The organism is Glutamicibacter sp. B1 (assembly GCF_039602135.1).
Lineage (GTDB): Bacteria > Actinomycetota > Actinomycetes > Actinomycetales > Micrococcaceae > Glutamicibacter > Glutamicibacter ectropisis.
In genome coordinates this window covers 1,732,728-1,750,171 of sequence record NZ_CP125942.1, presented here as the reverse complement: position 1 = coordinate 1,750,171, position 17,444 = coordinate 1,732,728, and the positions used below count along the sequence as shown (strand labels likewise).

At 53.2% G+C, this 17,444-nt stretch carries 15 protein-coding genes; 2 read left to right on the top strand and 13 right to left on the bottom strand.

What is annotated here, in order from left to right:
• Positions 1–41: 41 nt before the first annotated feature.
• Together QMQ05_RS08085 and QMQ05_RS08080 are read left to right on the top strand one after the other, a co-directional pair.
• Positions 42–971 carry an SPFH domain-containing protein gene (locus QMQ05_RS08085; RefSeq protein WP_058254305.1) on the top strand — a complete coding sequence of 310 codons (930 nt, stop codon included), beginning with the start codon at positions 42–44 and terminating at the stop codon, positions 969–971.
• Between the two features lie 184 nt (positions 972–1,155).
• Entirely contained in the window at positions 1,156–1,503 is a 348-nt protein-coding gene (locus QMQ05_RS08080; protein WP_058254304.1) for an RNA polymerase-binding protein RbpA, read from the top strand.
• Between the two features lie 190 nt (positions 1,504–1,693).
• Here the strand turns inward: QMQ05_RS08080 and QMQ05_RS08075 are convergent, their stop codons facing one another.
• From QMQ05_RS08075 to arc, 13 genes are all read right to left on the bottom strand, one after another.
• On the bottom strand, positions 1,694–2,422 hold the full coding sequence (locus QMQ05_RS08075; protein WP_345474495.1) for a polyprenol monophosphomannose synthase: 729 nt from the start codon (positions 2,420–2,422) through the stop codon (positions 1,694–1,696).
• 409 nt (positions 2,423–2,831) lie between these two features.
• Positions 2,832–4,430 (bottom strand): amidohydrolase, encoded by a 1,599-nt coding sequence (locus tag QMQ05_RS08070; RefSeq protein WP_345474494.1) that lies wholly within the window; start codon positions 4,428–4,430, stop codon positions 2,832–2,834.
• A gap of 60 nt (positions 4,431–4,490) precedes the next feature.
• Positions 4,491–7,274 carry a DEAD/DEAH box helicase gene (locus QMQ05_RS08065; RefSeq protein WP_345474493.1) on the bottom strand — a complete coding sequence of 928 codons (2,784 nt, stop codon included), beginning with the start codon at positions 7,272–7,274 and terminating at the stop codon, positions 4,491–4,493.
• A 29-nt stretch (positions 7,275–7,303) separates the two neighbouring features.
• The gene (gene tatC, locus QMQ05_RS08060) at positions 7,304–8,170 is read right to left on the bottom strand and encodes a twin-arginine translocase subunit TatC (RefSeq protein WP_334121497.1); all 867 of its coding nucleotides are present in this window, start codon (positions 8,168–8,170) and stop codon (positions 7,304–7,306) included.
• An 8-nt stretch (positions 8,171–8,178) separates the two neighbouring features.
• A complete protein-coding gene (gene tatA / locus QMQ05_RS08055) occupies positions 8,179–8,394 on the bottom strand; it encodes a Sec-independent protein translocase subunit TatA (protein WP_058254299.1) in 216 nt (71 codons plus the stop codon).
• Positions 8,395–8,426: 32 nt separating this feature from the next.
• Positions 8,427–8,786 (bottom strand): hypothetical protein, encoded by a 360-nt coding sequence (locus QMQ05_RS08050; protein ID WP_345474491.1) that lies wholly within the window; start codon positions 8,784–8,786, stop codon positions 8,427–8,429.
• A gap of 3 nt (positions 8,787–8,789) precedes the next feature.
• Complete coding sequence (locus QMQ05_RS08045) at positions 8,790–10,787, bottom strand: helix-turn-helix transcriptional regulator (RefSeq protein ID WP_345474490.1); 1,998 nt, start codon at positions 10,785–10,787, stop codon at positions 8,790–8,792.
• Between the two features lie 93 nt (positions 10,788–10,880).
• On the bottom strand, positions 10,881–11,276 hold the full coding sequence (locus QMQ05_RS08040) for an FKBP-type peptidyl-prolyl cis-trans isomerase (RefSeq protein WP_058254296.1): 396 nt from the start codon (positions 11,274–11,276) through the stop codon (positions 10,881–10,883).
• A gap of 33 nt (positions 11,277–11,309) precedes the next feature.
• The gene (locus QMQ05_RS08035) at positions 11,310–12,248 is read right to left on the bottom strand and encodes an FKBP-type peptidyl-prolyl cis-trans isomerase (RefSeq protein WP_345474486.1); all 939 of its coding nucleotides are present in this window, start codon (positions 12,246–12,248) and stop codon (positions 11,310–11,312) included.
• A 117-nt stretch (positions 12,249–12,365) separates the two neighbouring features.
• A complete protein-coding gene (pafA, locus tag QMQ05_RS08030; RefSeq protein WP_345474484.1) occupies positions 12,366–13,739 on the bottom strand; it encodes a Pup--protein ligase in 1,374 nt (457 codons plus the stop codon).
• 76 nt (positions 13,740–13,815) lie between these two features.
• The gene (locus QMQ05_RS08025) at positions 13,816–14,001 is read right to left on the bottom strand and encodes a ubiquitin-like protein Pup (protein WP_345474482.1); all 186 of its coding nucleotides are present in this window, start codon (positions 13,999–14,001) and stop codon (positions 13,816–13,818) included.
• A gap of 65 nt (positions 14,002–14,066) precedes the next feature.
• Entirely contained in the window at positions 14,067–15,683 is a 1,617-nt protein-coding gene (gene dop, locus QMQ05_RS08020; protein WP_345474480.1) for a depupylase/deamidase Dop, read from the bottom strand.
• Positions 15,680–17,386, bottom strand: a complete 1,707-nt coding sequence (gene arc, locus QMQ05_RS08015) for a proteasome ATPase (RefSeq protein WP_434063186.1) — start codon at positions 17,384–17,386, stop codon at positions 15,680–15,682. Before arc ends, dop begins: the two co-directional genes overlap by 4 nt.
• Positions 17,387–17,444: the final 58 nt, after the last annotated feature.

Sequence of the window (17,444 nt, the reverse complement as noted above, 5' to 3'; positions counted from 1 at the left end):
AAATTCTTCATCATCCAGCACAATGAAAGTGAGTACCAACCATGAGTTCTAATGGTTTTGGTGTGACTATCGTGCTTGTCGTTCTGGCGATCTTCGTGATCATTGTTCTGCTGCGTAGCGTACGCATCGTGCCACAGGCACGAGCAGGCATTGTTGAACGCCTCGGCAAGTACAGCCGCACCCTAAATCCTGGCCTAACTTTGTTGATCCCATTTGTGGACCGACTCTTGCCGCTGCTTGACCTGCGCGAACAGGTGGTTTCTTTCCCACCACAGCCAGTAATTACTGAAGATAACCTCGTAGTATCCATTGATACCGTGGTCTACTTCCAGATTACTGAGCCACGTGCGGCAACCTACGAGATTGCCAACTACATTCAGGCCGTAGAACAGCTGACCACGACCACCCTGCGTAACGTCGTCGGTGGTTTGAACCTGGAAGAGGCTTTGACCAGCCGCGACCAGATCAACGGCCAGCTCCGTGGCGTTCTGGATGAGGCCACCGGCAAGTGGGGCATTCGTGTTTCACGCGTCGAGCTCAAGGCCATTGATCCACCACTGTCGATACAGGACTCGATGGAAAAGCAGATGCGTGCAGAACGTGACCGTCGTGCAGCCATCTTGACCGCTGAGGGTACCAAGCAGTCGGCGATTCTTACTGCTGAAGGTCAACGACAGGCTGAGATTCTGAAGGCCGAAGGTGACGCACAGTCATCGATCCTGCGTGCTGACGGTGAAGCTCAGGCTATTCAGAAGGTCTTCGACGCAATTCACGCTGGTCGCCCAGATCATGAACTATTGGCTTACCAGTACCTGCAGACTTTGCCTAAGCTTGCAGAAGGTACGTCCAATACTCTCTGGGTTATCCCAAGTGAGCTAACCGAAGCCTTGAAGGGCATTGGTGGAGCTTTGGGTGGCAACGCCGCCCCGACTTCCCCATCGACTCCACCTGCACCTAGCAACGAGGTGTAGCGGTATCTAGTTTCACAACTAGATCATCATTAGCGGCGAGGTGCAGACCATGCACTTCGCCGCTAACGCGTATAATGGATGTTTTGGTACCAATGAATCCAGATCCCCTTGTTGGCTGGAATTATTTCTTGGTGCCAAACGTTGGTACGTGTAGCGAATTCTTTAAACATCGCGGAGGGAAAACATGAGCGATCGCAGCCTACGAGGCATGCGCCTGGGTGCACAGAGCATGGAATCTGAGGCAGGTGTGGAGCCAGCTGCCCGTCAGCGCGTGGAATACCGTACCGAAGACGGAGAAACCGTCTTTGTTGTCTTTGCAGCAGAAGCTGAAATTCCAGCCGTCTGGCACACCAAGACCGGCAAAGAAGCTAAGCTCGTCCACGGCGAAGCCCAGATGGAAGAAGCTAACGCCGAAAAGCCTGTTCGTACCCACTGGGACATGCTCCTTGAGCGTCGCAGTGAAGAAGAACTGGAAAAGACTCTGGCAGACCGCCTAGCACAGCTACGCGCTTCTCGCGGAGAAGCTGTATAGCACTCCCCCAAAACCTGCTGGAACTTCCAGCATAGGCTTGTTAAATATTTCAGGGCTGGCCACACAATGAAAAATTGTGTGGCCAGCCCTGAAGTGTTTTACGGGCAAAGTATGCCGCTATTAAGAAAACGCCATTAAACAGTAATAGCGCGCAGTCAGAGAGTTCTCGATGCGCGCCATTACAGGAAATCTACTTCTTAGAAGTTAGCTTCTTCCAACGGGCCCCTAGGCCCCAACGAGTAACATTCCACATTGCTTCGAAAACAATATTTCCGCTCATCTTCGATGCGCCAAGTTCACGTTCAACGAATGTCACAGGAACTTCAACAATCTTCTTGCGGAGCATAGCAACACGGAAAGTCATATCGACCTGGAAACCGTAACCGCGTGATTCCACAGCATCGAAGTCAATGGCTTCTAAGGTCTCGCGTTTGAATGCACGATAGCCTGCGGTAATGTCGCGCAAAGGCAGGCCTAGCATGGTACGGGAATAGAAGCTTCCGCCACGGGAAATGACCTTACGAAGTAGCGGCCAGTTGACGACCTCTCCTCCCTTGACCCAGCGTGAACCGATCACCAGATCGGCACCTGCAGCGCTGGCCTCTAGCAATCGTGGAAGTTGCTCAGGCATGTGCGAACCATCTGCGTCCATTTCCACCATGACATCGTAATCGCGAGCTAGCGCCCATTCGAAGCCGGCGATGTATGCAGCACCCAGGCCGTCCTTGCCAGTGCGGTGAAGTACGTGGATATTTGAGTCTTCAGCCGACATCTTGTCGGCCAGTTCACCCGTGCCGTCAGGCGAATTATCATCAACGATCAATACATCAGAATCCGGAACAGCGGATCGCAACCGCCCTACGGTTAGCGGGAGCGACTCCAGCTCGTTATAGGTCGGGATGATTGTAATGACGCGCACTCGGCGACACCTTTCTGGGTATACAACAAAAACTTCTTCCTGGAAGGTACAGGGCTAGCAAACTAGCCACAGACACAACAAGAAGAGATAGTCCAAACTCAAATTATAGTCACCATTAGTTCGCCAGATCATCCAAGACACTGAATAAACTAACGATCCTCAGTGACTTCGGCCCTATTCTGCCCGCAAAAAGGGACAGAATGTTATCTAAGGTCACTGAGGATCGTTGTTTATATTGCGTCGTTTCGAACGCAATGCTTGTGCATCACGAAGAGGCGCTTACCTCAGCCTAGTGGGTGACCCACCTAGGCTGTCAACCATCTAATGACTTCAATCTTTATCTAGACGCTACTAGTCAGAAGTAACTTGGCGAATTTAATACGGTTGAAGTCAAGACTTTCGCTATGAGCTAATCCGCCTGTTCAAGATTGTCGAAAATCGTGATTCCGGCGCGAACGGTGCGCAAACACTGAGGAATTTCCTCATCAACGACAGGCAGCATCGGAGTACCAGCACGCGCATCGGTACTCCAAGAACTAATACGAACATCCGGGGTCTGCACAGCAAGTTCAGAGGCAGTCCACACGGCGAAGGTTGCCTGAGCCCCAATGGCCAGCTGCCCCGCCAAGGGATTCATTTCTCCCATAGCGCGGTACGTGGACCGAGTTTGAGCCAAGAACGCTGCCCGGGCTGAAATACGAGCCTGCTCGTTGGACATATTCATGGCTGCACGCACGACCTCCCACCCGTCGACCTCGGTCACTGGTGCGTCGGAGCCGAGTACCAATGGGACACCAGCTGACAGCATCGCGGATAGGTTGTTCATCAATGCGGCACGATCGCCCAGACGCTGCACATACATACCATTCGAACCACCCCAGGCGGAATCGAACACTGGCTGCATAGAGACCGTGATTGCGTACTTCAAGAGTCGAGTGCGCGTAGCCTCGTCAACCATTTCCACATGTTCTAGGCGATGGCGCCCCATCTGGACCTTGGAAATTCCGATCTGATCAGCGGCCAGATCAAAACCGTCAAGCACCTCGTCCAGTGCACCGTCACCGATGACGTGGAAGGACGCCTGGATTCCGCGATTACTGCACGCGATTATGTGTGCCGCGATCTCTTCCTTGCTCAGATACAAGGTGCCGCGTTCACCGGGGCGATCGCTATAGTCTTCGCGTAGATAGGCGGTGTGACTGCCAAGGGAACCGTCAACCTTCAGATCACCGCCCAGACCCAATACCCGACCAGTAGGGAATGAAGCGATCAGTTCTTCCGCGGCATCTTCATCGTTGACCAGTTCGCCCCAGAAAGCGTACACCTTAGGCATATTAGGCTGATCTTTGGCCAAGAGCTGATCCAGGGCTGCGCGACCTTCTAGCTGGGGCGCTGCCATCTCAACCACGGTGGCAAAGCCTCGTGATGCATAGTGCTCAAGGGCCAACCGCTGGAATGCCTGGTCAGCCTTCTGCGCCTTGGCCAAAGCTAATCGAACTTCATCGTGGTCGTTGCCAGAGACAAGCCCCGGCTTCAGATACCCCAATCCCAGGAAGTCCAAGAGCTCCTGGTTGACGAGAGCGCTGTGCACATCGCGACGCGAAAGATAGTAGGCTCGGCCGTCAGCAGCGCTGGTTAGATCGTGCTCGCTCGGAAGGTCCTGTTGCGCCCAGTCCGAGTTATCCCAGCCCTGAGCTAGTACAATTTTGGTGGACTTTTGTCCCTGAGTTGCCACGAGGGACAAAAGTGAGCTTGCCGAGGAGGCAGAGCTGAGATCTGAACCTGCCAAGGTACGGCCCAGTGCTGCAAGGTGGGTGTGTGACTCAACGAAGGCCGGAGTCACCAGCCCACCACGTAAATCGATCACCTGATCTACCGATTCTGCGTGACGCTGCGCCGCGTCCTCACCGCCTAGCCAGGAAATCGTATCTCCATCGACCACCATGGCGGTCGCAAATGGATCCGCGGCGGAATAAACTGCCCCGTTGCGGTACAGCGTTTTTGCCATCAGCGTGCTCCCTTTTCTCGTGCACCAAATTAGTAAGTTCTTATGGGCTCTAGCGCTCGGCTAGGCCAAAACATTGGAGTAGGCCACAACGCCACGCTTGACCTGGTCTACTGCCTTAAACGCATTACGCACCAGCATTGGGGGTAGATCGGTATTCTTGGCGAACTGGTCCAAGGTATCGATGACCTGTTTGGCCCAACGAACAAAGTCGCCAGGTGCCATATCGGTCCCGCGCAGTGCACTATTCAGGCTCGATCCCCTGGCCCACTTGTACATGGGCCAGATCAATCCGGATTCTGGCGGAGCCGTTGGATCCAAATTCAACGCTTCTTCCGCGTCGGAGAGTGCACCCCAGATCTTGATGGTGGTATTCCAAATATCTGCTACCTTATCGGTCGGCATCTTTGGATCTGGGCGATCACCATCGCGGCGGGCCTGATACACCAAGCTGGCAACTACCGCGCAGAGTTCTTCTGCATTGAGCTTGCTCAGCTTCCCGGTCTCAAGGATTTGGCTGGTCAGCAGATCACGTTCCCCGTAGATCCGGCGCAGTCGGCGGCCTGAGTCCGTGAGCGTAAGGTCATCATTTTCACCCGAAGGAGTGAGGTATTCGAACTGTTCGAGAACTTTACACACCTTGTCGAACTGTGTCGCAATCGTATTGGTGCGCCCACGAATGGCTCGACGAGCCTTATCAGTATCTTTTTTCAGCTTCCAGTACCGGTCGGCCCAGCGCATATGCTGGTCCTTCTCTGAGCAGGCGTGGCACGGATGATCTTTCAGCTCCATCCGCATCGTGGCGATCTCACGTTCAAATGAGTCCGCGCCATCATAGTTAAAGCTTTGTGCGTCTTGGCGCGGCGGGCGATGGTCGTCAACGGCGTTTCGCAGTGATGAGGCCAAGTCCCGGCGTTCCTTGGGCGCGCGACCGGTGAATCCCTTGGGAATTCTGATACGCGAAATGATTTCGACTGGACCGTTCAGGTCATCGGCCGACAACCGGCGTAGTTGCCCTTCATCGGTGAGCACGGTATGTCGTGGGTTGTACATGGCAGTATCAAGCTCGACCACCACGGCTCGGCCGAAGCGACGGCCACCAGGAAGGTCCACCACATCCCCGCGAATGACCGCCTGCAAGGAACGTTCGGCAGCAGAGCGTCGTTCGGTGCGTCGGTTCTTTGCCGCGGATTTCTCAAGCGTCGACAAGTTCCGTTGAATCTTCAGATACTCAGTAAAGTCACCAAGGTGGCATTGCATTGACTTCGCGTAACCCGCCAATGATTCTTCTTTGGAACGCACCTGTCGGGCCATTCCCACCACGGAACGGTCAGCCTGATACTGGGCAAAAGACGATTCAAGAATTTGGCGGGTTTGTTCACGACCGAATTGGGCCAATAGGTTGGTCGACATGTTGTAGGTCGGTCGGAAGGAAGAATTCAGCGGATAAGTACGCTTGGAGGCCAGACCCGCCAATGCTTCCGGTTCCAGTTCAGGGTTCCACACAACAATGGAGTGCCCCTCCACATCGATGCCTCGGCGGCCTGCGCGACCGGTGAGCTGGGTGTACTCCCCCGATGAAATCTGTACATGGGACTCGCCGTTGAACTTAACGAGCTTTTCCAAGACAACGGACCGGGCTGGCATGTTGACGCCCAATGCCAAGGTTTCGGTAGCAAAGACCACTTTGATGAGGTTTCTAGCAAAGAGGTCTTCAACAATCTCTTTAAAGATTGGAAGTAGACCAGCATGGTGTGAGGCAAAGCCACGAATCAGTCCATCTCGCCAGGCCCAGAACTCAAGGACATCGAGGTCTTCACTCGGGATCCGGTAAGACACTTCATCGAGGGCTTGGGCAATTTCTGCCGCTTCCTCGTTAGTGGTTAGTCGAAGATCAGCCATAGCGCACTGTTGTACCGCCATGTCGCAACCCTTGCGGGAGAAAATGAAGAAGATGGCGGGTAGAAGCCCCGCGCGATCCAGTTTGCCAATAACGGAAGGGCGATTAACCCGTTGGCCAAAACCAGAACTCCGTTGCGGTCCGCGTCCGCCCTTGCCACGTCCACGCTGAACCCGGCCACCAGAATTGTGGGTCCGTACTAGTTTGCGCAGTTCAGGATTGACGCTTGCTTTGGATTCGCCTTCGGCTACCTTGTCGAAGGCAACATCCTCAGCAAAAAGATCGATGATATTTGGTCCGACCATCACGTGCTGGAACAGGGGCACAGGCCGGTGTTCGGAAACGATAATGTCCGTTTGCCCTCGAACAGTATCCAGCCAGCCGCCAAATTCTTCGGCGTTGGATACCGTGGCAGACAACGAGATAATTTGAACGTTTGATGGCAGGTGGATGATGACTTCTTCCCACACCGCGCCACGGAATTTATCCGCTAAGTAGTGGACTTCATCCATGATGACGTATCCAAGGCCATCGAGGGTCTGCGAGTCGGCGTACAACATGTTGCGCAGAACTTCGGTGGTCATCACGACGATCTGAGCTTCAGAGTTGATCGACGTGTCACCCGTGAGTAGGCCAACGCGCTTGGCACCATGACGGTTGACCAGCTCTGAGTATTTTTGATTACTCAGTGCCTTGATGGGTGTGGTGTAGAAGGCTTTGCGATTCTCGCGCAATGCCTGGAAGATCGCGAATTCACCAACAACAGTCTTGCCGGCACCCGTAGGCGCTGCGACGAGGACGCTGTGGCCCTCTGTGACTTTCCTACACGCTTCGGCCTGGAATGGATCCAGGTCAAAGGAAATACTGGCGCGGAAGTCGGGAAGTGCAGAGCCGAGTTCGACCTGCCGTGCCTTGGAAGTCGCGTATCGTTCCGCGGGTGAAGTCACTTGTGGCCGTTCGCTTTCTTGACGATCAGTTATATCTGTGAGTTTGGTTCGTCGATGGGCTCAGGAGTGGCGATCGTGCTCGACTCCCCCTGTGCTAGACGCTCATTTTCAGCGTCCTGTGCCGCCTGCTTCTTTACACGTTTCTTGTCGTTGAAGTAGCAGAAAATCGTTGCTGCCGCGAAGGTCAAGAACAATGGACCAGCGAGAGCGAACATGGTGATGGCGTCACCGCCAGGGGCAGCCATGGCAGCAACAACAGCAATGAGGAATACGGTAATTCGCCAGTTCTTCAGAATAACCTTGGCAGGTAGAACTCCGACCAGGTTCAGTCCCACCATCAGTACCGGTACCAACATCGCCAAGCCGAACGCGAGAAGCAATCGGATGATAAATGGCAGGTACTCATTGATATTAATGAGATTTTCGGAGTTTTCTGGAGCCAGACTGATAAAGAACTTGAGGGCAAATGGCAACACAAAGTAAGCCATAGCGACGCCACCAATAAATAGCGGCACCGAGATGGCGACGAAAGTATAGCTAAGGCGACGTTCGTTCTTTTTCAGCCCTGGGACAATAAACGCCCACAACTGATAGAGCCATACGGGAGAAGAAACGAGTATTCCAACGAATAGCGCAACTTTGATCATGATGTCGAAAGGCGACATCACTGCCGTGAAGTTCACCGACCCACCGGCAGCTTGAACTGGATCAATGATCAGTTCAAGTAACCAGTCGTAGATGAAAAACCCTGCGACAGTTCCCAAGGTCAACGCGATCAGCGATTTGAAAAGTCGGTTTCGAGCTTCAATCAGATGCTCTTTAAGAGACATCCGACCTTCGTCGTCTTTGACCCGCTTCTTCTTATTGCGCGGAGTCTTATCTTTATTTGTTGCCACAGATGAAGTTAGGAGTTGTTCTTTTCATTAGGATTTGGATCGTTGACTGTGCCGTCGACAGTCTCCGACTTTGGATCGTCATCCTTCATCTGGCGAACTTCAGACTTAAAAATGCGCAACGACTGACCCATCGAGCGTGCTAAGCCTGGAAGCTTTGGAGCGCCGAAGAGCAACAGTGCCAAAACGATAATGATGACCAGATGCCATCCCTGTAAACCACCCATGTGATTTCCCTTCTCTCAATCTAAATTCTACGTCAGAACAGGCGAAGATCGTGCATGTTCTGAGCTTGGCCACGTTCAGCTCGACGCGCAACCCTGCGCAAGCGACGGGCCTCAATACGTTCGGCTTTACCCTTGTCACGCAACTTACGAATCTTCTCGGGATCACCATGCGTTGCATCGGTCCCATGAGGGTACCGGCGTGGGTTTGGAGTGTATTCCACAATGGTGCCAGATTGGTTTAAACCTGAGCTGACTTTGTCAGCAGCGGTGCCTAAATCTTCAACAACCGCCATTCCCTGTTTGAATAAACGGAAGCCGGCAAGAACCGCTGCAAGAACAGTCGCCAAAACAATTACTGTCCACAACAGAACCCAAAACCACCAAGGAAGCATCTACTAATCCTCATACATTCGAATAGCATCGTCCAACCACCGCACTACTTGTTCGCGCGTAGCGTCAGGACTAACCACAGCCAGTTTACCGCTATGCCGCGCCACCAAAGGTGCAGCAACTTGGTGATCCGAGAATCGTACCGTCGCCAAGTAACCTCGACCAATTTTTCCTGTCGACCAAGAGGTCGGATGGAATGCTTCTACGATAGGCAAAATTTCTGTGTCTACATAGAGAACTACCTCAAGATCATCCGAGCTTGCCTCGTATCGGATCTGAACATCTTGTTGGTCTTCATGCTTTGCCGATGGAACGTACAGTTCATCTAAAATTTGCGCGCTTAAAATGCGATCTACACGGAAAGTCAACATGTCTTCACGTTTTCGACACCAAGCCCGTAGGTATTGAATTGAACCATCTTCAATCATTCTCACGGGTTCAACGTCCCGCAGCTGATGCGTACGAGAACTGGCAGAGTAGTAATCAATGCGCACGACATTGTGCTGCTTCGCAGCCGTAACTAGTTGTCGTGGAATATCGTTTTCGCGTGCCTTCGAGAGTGCGAAACCTAGAGCGCCGTTCCATCCTTCGAATCGAGCGACAGCTGAGTTCACCTTCTCTAAGGCAGAATTCAGGATTTCTTGATGCTCAAATTCTGGGATGCTTGCTAAAGCGTTCAATCCTCCCAGGATGGCGACGGCTTCTAATGGCGCAAGTTTTTGAGGTTCAGCCAAAAGCGCCGCGTTGGAAATGGTGACTGTGTCAGATTCAAGGTCACCATCATTAACGTTGATCAGTTCATCGTGCTGGCCGTTAGGAACACCGCACATCATGATCATCGCTAATTCTTCACGGATCTTTGACACGCTCATGGAATAGCGCTCTGCGAGTTCTTGGATCTTCACGACACCTTGGGCGACGACATACTGAATCATGTCAATATTGCGCATCACTTGCGTCGTCGTTGTGCCTCGCCCGGTGGCACGATTGGGACGGAACTTCACCTGCGGGTAGTCGTCCAGGGTCTCCTGTGCAATCTGTGCGGCTTTTGCATCAGACAATATGCGATGAACCTGTTCGGCTAAATCAGTTGGCGCCAATACCTGCACCGCTGGTCCATAACCGGCGAGCTCCGCGGCAAACGAATGCGGATCTGAATAACCGATTTGAAGCTCAGAACTCGTGTTATTACCATTCAGTGATTGCGCCCGCAATGGAATTGCTTCGTCACGGTGGAGCATGATGGTGGCGACATAGCCTGGGTGCTTGAGGTCAAAGTCCAGGAGCACCTGGTTCATCTGGAAATTTTCGGGGCGCGGATGATAGGTGCTGCTGGCACCAGTGTGTCGGTAGGTGCCAAAATTTCCTTGAACTCGCGAAAGTCGGAAGACTCGTGAGTCCTTGCGGGTGTGGTCATGGCCGGTGAAATACCAGTTGCCGTAACGCTGGCCTATTCCCCACACGTCGACAATGCGTTCGGTTTTTGTCCCTTGTGAGGAAACGTAGACGAACTTCACTGCTTTTCGGTTAAAGACTGCTAGCGCACAGTCACGGAAGTTCGGTTCATCCATGGAGAGGCGTGGAACCAGTGACCCAGCTAGCGGTGCCACATTCGATTCAGTATCACCGTGCCCGGTCACGCGAGCGGCTGCGTTGAGTCCCAAGGACTGCAGCTTGGTGTCTTTCCACAAGCTGGCTGCCAAGGCGACGACACCAGCTTCAGACGGGCTGAATGTTACCGGTGGAAGGAACCAGTCGGTGGTATCAATGCTGTAAAAAGGTACGCCGTCGATGGTTTCCTTGATCAGCTGAAGTCCGAAGTCATTGCGGATATCGTCCTTAAGGCGATCAAGCGCTTTTTCGCGGGTATCTGCAGAACCATCGGGAACGAGATATTCCCCGATCAGGTCGGCATTAAATTTCCGTGATTTGGTTGCCAAGGCATAGATGAGGCTGGTTAGGCGTTCAGCCTTGCTTGGACCAGTGGATTGCTTTGTGCTCACGAGTTTAGACTAACCAACTTTTAGCTTTAAGCATGACTTTTAAGACAGCTAAGGCCCCGAGTGTTATCTCAGGGCCTTAGCTTCATTGGCTATTTACTTGGTGCCAACGAGATCTACCACGAAGATCAGTGCTTCGTTTGGTGCGATGGCGCCGGGAGCACCTCGCTCGCCGTAGGCAAGGTTGGATGGAATATCCAAGCGACGGCGGCCGCCGACCTTCATGCCTAGCAGTCCCTGATCCCAGCCCTGGATCACCATGCCAACTCCGACTGGGAAGTCGAGAGTCTGGCCACGGTTCCACGAAGAATCGAATTCTTCACCGGTCGACCAGGCAACACCAACATAGTGAGCCTGCACGGTGGTACCTGGGGTGACCTCAGCGCCAGTGCCCTCGATTAGGTCGGTGATGACCAGTTCTTCGGGTGCGTCGGTACCTGGGAAGTCAATCTCGGGCTTGGTGCGGTCGTAGTTGCGTTCTCCGAACGACATAGTCACGGCCTTTCTCAGTCGTTGTTTAGGACTTTACTCGCTGTCGCCAGCTGTCACAGATTCCAATTCTACGTAGAAGACCAAGGTGCCGGTTGGCGATCCGCTCGTAGAAGAATTTCCGTAAGCCTTATCAGCTGGAATGGTCAGCAAGACCTTGGAACCTGCCTTCAAACCGGTCATACCTTCGGTCCAGCCCTTGATCACGCCGTCCAGCGTGAATTCGGTGCCCTCATCTGCATCGAAGTTACCGTCAAATTCTTTGCCATCAGCCCAGGTAACGCCGGTGTACTTGGCCTTGACCTTTGAGGTGGCGGTTGCGGCTTCGCCCTTGCCCTCTTCGAGAACATCTACCGCTAGATCCTTAGGAGCTTCGGTGTCCTTAGGGATGGTGATGGTTGGCTTACCGTCGGTCACCTTAACAGTTGGAAGCTTGCCTTCCTTCTTCTGCTTAGCTACTTCATCCTTGCTCATCGTTCCACTGGCAGCCGTGCTGCTTTCAACGTGGAGGACGATGATGCGCTCGGCACGAGCACCTTCTTCAGGGTCTGCTACGGTTCCGTCAGCCTGCTGCGTTCCTTCAACGGTGGAGTACGCGATCCAGTCGCCAACCTTTGAATCAACCAGACGATCGTAGAGTTCAGGCATCTGCTGCTTCATGCTGTCATCAACAGTCATGTCGGTGGCAGTTCCGGTGAAGTTTTCGCCGGCCGATAGACCGTCAATTGCCTTGTATAGACCGGATTTGATGGAGACAGTATCGCCCGCGTTAATTTCCGCTCCGTCGCCCTGTTCCAAGGTGACAGCTTCATCCTTTTCCGTAAGGAAAGGGGTGTCGAAGGAAACCTCTGGTGCAGTGTTGTCGTCGGCTGCTGGCTTGACCGAGATCGAAGACAGGTTTGACGATGATCCAGAACCACAGGCTGCCAAGGCTAGGACCGAGGCAGTAGCGCACAATGCCAATACTTTTCGCACGAATCTACTTTCGTTGAAGTCAAATCTTAAAATTGCAGAGATACTCATCAATTGAGTATCAAACTCACTGCTACAACCCTAGGGTTCGTAGCTGTGAAAAGTCTTTCCGCCCGCTAGTTACGGTCGCTGGCTCATCAGATCAATGAGCTTGTCCACCTCGGGATCGCTGGTTGCAAAGGGATCCTTGCAGAGCACGATTCCTCCCGGTTCGTCCTCGTATTTCATGTGAACCCAGTCTGCGCTGTAGCGTCGCCCGTTGGCTCTGGCTGCACGGATAAATTTACTTCGTATGGCCGCGCGTGTCGTTGCCGGTGGGTTATTCACGGCCTGGCGGATATCCGCATCAGAGACGACACTCGATGCTAGACCACGTCGTTTGAGTACATGGAATAGACCACGGGCAGGGTCGATATCGTGATAGGTCAGATTCAACTGCGCTAGTCGTGGAGAGGACAACGGCAGCGAATTCTTCTGTGCATAGCCATGAAGCAGTTTGTGCTTGATAGCCCAATCTATATCTTGATCAATGAGCGAATAGTTTTCAGTTTCAATCGCCCGCAGAGTGCGTTCCCACAGTTCAAGGACCCGCTCCACATGATCATGGTGCGCTCCGTGTCGGGCAACAAACTCTTTGACAGATTCGAAGAGGATCCACTGAATCTGTAACGCTGTCGGTTCGTCGCCACCCATCAGGCGTACCACCGTTTGTCCGTTGAAATCGTGCGAAATCTGGCGGATGGAACGAATTGGGTTTTCAAGGCGCAGATCGTGGTAAATTTCTCCAGACTCAATCAGTCTAAGGACTAGGTCAGTGGCAACGATTTTGAGCAACTGGGTGGTCTCGCTCATAGTTGAATCGCCCACGATGACGTGTAGACGCCGATGATATTCGGCATCAGCGTGGGGCTCATCGCGGGTGTTGATAATCGGACGCGAACGCGTCGTTGCAGAGGACACGCCTTCCCACATATGGTCTGCTCGCTGGGAAAAGACGAACTTGGTCTGGTCATCCACGTTGATCAGATGACCGGCCCCACACAATAGTTGCCTAGTGACCAAGAATGGAATGAGCATGTCTGCAAGTCGTTTGAATTCGATCTTGCGTGGAATGAGGTAGTTTTCATGACAACCGTAGGAGTTGCCGGCCGAGTCCACATTGTTCTTGAACATGTAGATGCGGCCCTCATGGCCTTCTTCCAACAGTTGGTCTTCAGCCTGCTCAACGAGATCAAGCATAAAAGCCTCGCCGGCGCGGTCATGGGCAATTAGTTGGGTCAGCTGGTCGCATTCGGCCGTGGCATATTCCGGATGAGAGCCCACGTCTAGGTAGAGTCGTGACCCGTTTTCCAGGAAGACATTGGAGCTTCTGCCCCAGTTGACCACTGGTTTGAATAGATGCCGTGCAGCATCTTCTGGAGTCAGCCGGCGCCCATCAGATGGGACGTAAGTTAGTCCGAATTCGGTTTCAAGACCGTAAATTCTGCGATCCACGCGTTGCTACTTCCCCTCGCCTGCGGCGTTGCCTTGTCTAGTGCCAGTGAATACCTGCGTTGTTAACGCAGTATTTTTACTGACCGCCCTTTTGGACGAAGCCGCGGACGAATTCCTCGGCATTGGACTCGAGAACCGAGTCGATTTCATCGAGCAGGTCATCAACCCCTGCGGACTGACCCGTGGTGTTGACCTGCACCTGCTCGGTCTCTGTTGCCTGGTCCTGGGTGTTGCGGCGAGCTGAGAAGCTTTCCTGAGTCATCTTGATCTCCTAAAATTATTGAATCTCAGAATTAGGTACTGAGACTCATACCTATTCTGCGCTGTTTACTTGCGCCTCGCCAATTCATCGATAAATTCTGAAATCTCCATATTGGCATCGAAGAGGTCTCCTACGCTTTGACGAGTTCCTTCGAGAGGCTCAGACATATGGAATCGGCTAATCTGACGTGCTCCTGGAACTGCAAAGGACAACGCGTCCCAGTTAGCCGCCACCACATACGGGGCATAGCGTTGAAGAGCCATTCCTCGCAGGTACGCACGCGTGTCCCCCGGTGGGGTGGCGACTGCTTGGTTGATTTCTTCTTGGCTAAAGAGGGTCTTGATCGCACCACGGGCAGCTAACCGGTAGTACAGCCCCTTATCGGTGCGCAAATCTGCCCATTGCAAATCCATCATGGCGACGCGCGGATCAGCCAGTGTGAGCTGATGACGTTCGGTAAAGCCACTGATGAGTTTGTACTTCGCGATCCAATCAATCTGGTCTGCGGCTTCCAACGGGTCACGTTCGAGCACGTCAAGGATTTGAGCCCATCGAGTCAGGATTTCGGTCGTGTCAGGATCATCAATACCGCGCTGCGCACAATATTTTTCACTGGCTTCAAGGTAGAGCCGTTGGATTTCAATGGCCGATAGCTCGATTCCACCGCGGAATTTTACGCGCGTTGTGAGGCTCGGATCGTGGCTAATCTGTTGCAGGGCTAGAACTGGTTCGACCAGCTCAAGGGCAGGGGCCATGTTCGCTTCGATCAGAGACAGGACCAAATTAGTGGTGCCAACCCTGAGCAGGGTGGAAATTTGTCCTAGATTAGCGTCACCAATGATCACGTGAAGGCGACGATATTTGTCCCAATTGGCGTGTGGCTCATCGCGCGTGTTGATGATTGGACGATTAATCGTCGTTTCCAATCCGACTTCAGCCTCAAAAAAATCTGCGCGCTGCGAAATCTGAAACTCGGCGCGTTCGTTGAGCATGCCACGGCCTACACGTCCGGCACCGCAGAAGATTTGCCTACTAACAAAGAACGGAGTCATGCCACTGACGATCGAGGAGAATTCGATAGATCGAGGGACCAAATAGTTTTCGTGGGCACCGTAAGATACCGACTTGTTATCCGTGTTGTTTTTGTAGAGCAATAGCTCGCCACTGCCCATACGCTGGGCAGTTTGAGCCGCCCTGCGCATGACTTCATCGCCGGCTTGATCCCAAAGAACAGCATCGCGTGGCGTGAGTGATTCAGGGCTGGAGTATTCAGGGTGAGCGTGATCCACGTACAGCCGTGCACCGTTGCCAAGAACCATGTTCATGACAACATCGGTGGAGTCTTTCTCTTGATACAGAGTTGATCCCACCCGGGCGTCGTTACCGTCGAGCGCAATGGATTCCGCGGTCCAGATGCCGGGTTCTTCAAGTTCTGGTTCTGCGTCAGTTAGCTGACTCGGATGGGCCTTGCTACGCTGCATTTCAAAGCCACGGGCATCCAGCAAAGGAGTCTCGTCGGCATAGTCCCAGCGAGCTGCAGTTGCGGTGGAGCTTTGCTCAGCAACTAGTTGTGCATAGGCATCGACAATTTGAGCCGAAAGCACCGTGGCATTCGCTTTGGGCATCTGCGGGCGGATGACACCGTACTCGGTCTCTAATCCTACAAGCCGACGCGCGCTCATGATGCTGCCTGACGGTTGACCAGGGAGCGAATATTGCTGATTCGTTCACCCTTACGACCAGAAATACGGGCCCAGTCATCAGGGTTAGTGGTGTTCGGCATGTCTTCGTGTTCGGCAAATTCTTCTCGCACCGCACGCAGCAGGTACTCCATTTTCAGACCACGTTCGTCATTGGTGATCAGTGCCTTGATGGCGTGTTTCTTGGCGCGGTCAACGATGTTGTGAATCACGGCTCCGGAAGCGAAATCCTTGAAGTAGAGGATCTCGCTTGCTCCGGTGACGTAGGTGACCTCTAAGAACTCATTGATGCGTTCCGTGGAGTACATTGCAGCAACGGTGGAATCGATCATCCGGCGAATAGACGCTTCTGCGTTGCCCGCATCGGCGGCTAATTCTTGTTCGTGTAACGGCAGTTCAGTGGTCAGATACTTGCTGAAGATTTCGGTGGCGCCTTGGGCATCTGGACGGCGAATCTTAATCTTCACGTCCAATCGACCTGGGCGCAAGATGGCTGGGTCAATCATGTCTTCTCGGTTTGATGCGCCGATGACGATGACGTTGTCCAGTCGTTCTACACCATCAATTTCCGCCAAAAGCTGAGGAACGATAGTCGTTTCAACATCCGAAGACACACCCGTTCCGCGAGTCCTAAACAGGGCTTCCATCTCGTCGAAAAACACCACGACTGGATCCCCGTGCAACGCCTTTTCGCGGGCGCGGGCGAAGATCAGTCGAATATGTCGTTCGGTTTCACCGACGTATTTGTCCAGCAGCTCGGGTCCCTTGATGTTCAAGAAGTAGCTTCGTGTGCTGGTTCCTTCTTTACGTTCAACAACACGCTGGGCCAGCGAATGAGCGACTGCTTTGGCAATCAGCGTCTTTCCACAGCCTGGAGGCCCGTAAAGCAAAATACCCTTGGGCGCGCTCAGACCGTGCTCCCGGTACAACTCAGGATGGGTGAATGGTAATTCGACAGAGTCTTTGATGGCCTCAATCTGCGAATTCAAGCCACCGATATCGGAGTATGAGATCTCTGGGACTTCTTCAAGAACCAACGACTGCATATCGGTCAGTTGCACCCGGCTAACAGCCATGCCGCTACGAGAATCAATAGTGAGCTGGTCGCCAACTCGCAGGTGAATCTTGCGCAAAGGTTCGGCTAGCTCGATCACGCGCTGATCATCGGCGTGGGCCATGACCACAGCGAGATTGTTTTCTAACAATTCCTTGACGGTGACTAGTTCGCCGGTTTCTTCGAATCCAAGACTCGCAACTACAACTAATGCTTCATTGAGCAAAACCTGCTGTCCGATAAGCACAGCGTCGAAGTCCATGAGTGGACTGACGGTGACACGCATTTTTCGGCCAGAGTAGATGACGTCGACGGCTTGGACACCGGTAGATTCGATGCCCGCTCCGGGTTCTGGGTGCCGGCGTGGGTGTTTGGCGACGACGGTGCCGTAGCTAAAAGGTGTGTCGCCGTCTTTTTCCAGCGCTGCTTTTAAATTGATAATTTGTTCGCGCGTAGTTTCGAGCAGTGCGACCAGTCGTTGGTTGTTTCCGCTGAGCCCGGCAAGTTGCTTGTCAAGGTTGCGGTTCTTGTCGCGCAACACGTTGACCTGGCGTTCGGTCATCTGAAGCCGTTCGGCCAATTTTTCTGCCTCGTGATTTTCGTTCACGTTCCAACTCCCCACGTTCAACATCTCTGGTCATTCTTAGTGCCAGTGAAGTTTTTGCCGGCACTCAGCGCGCCGTCTTAGT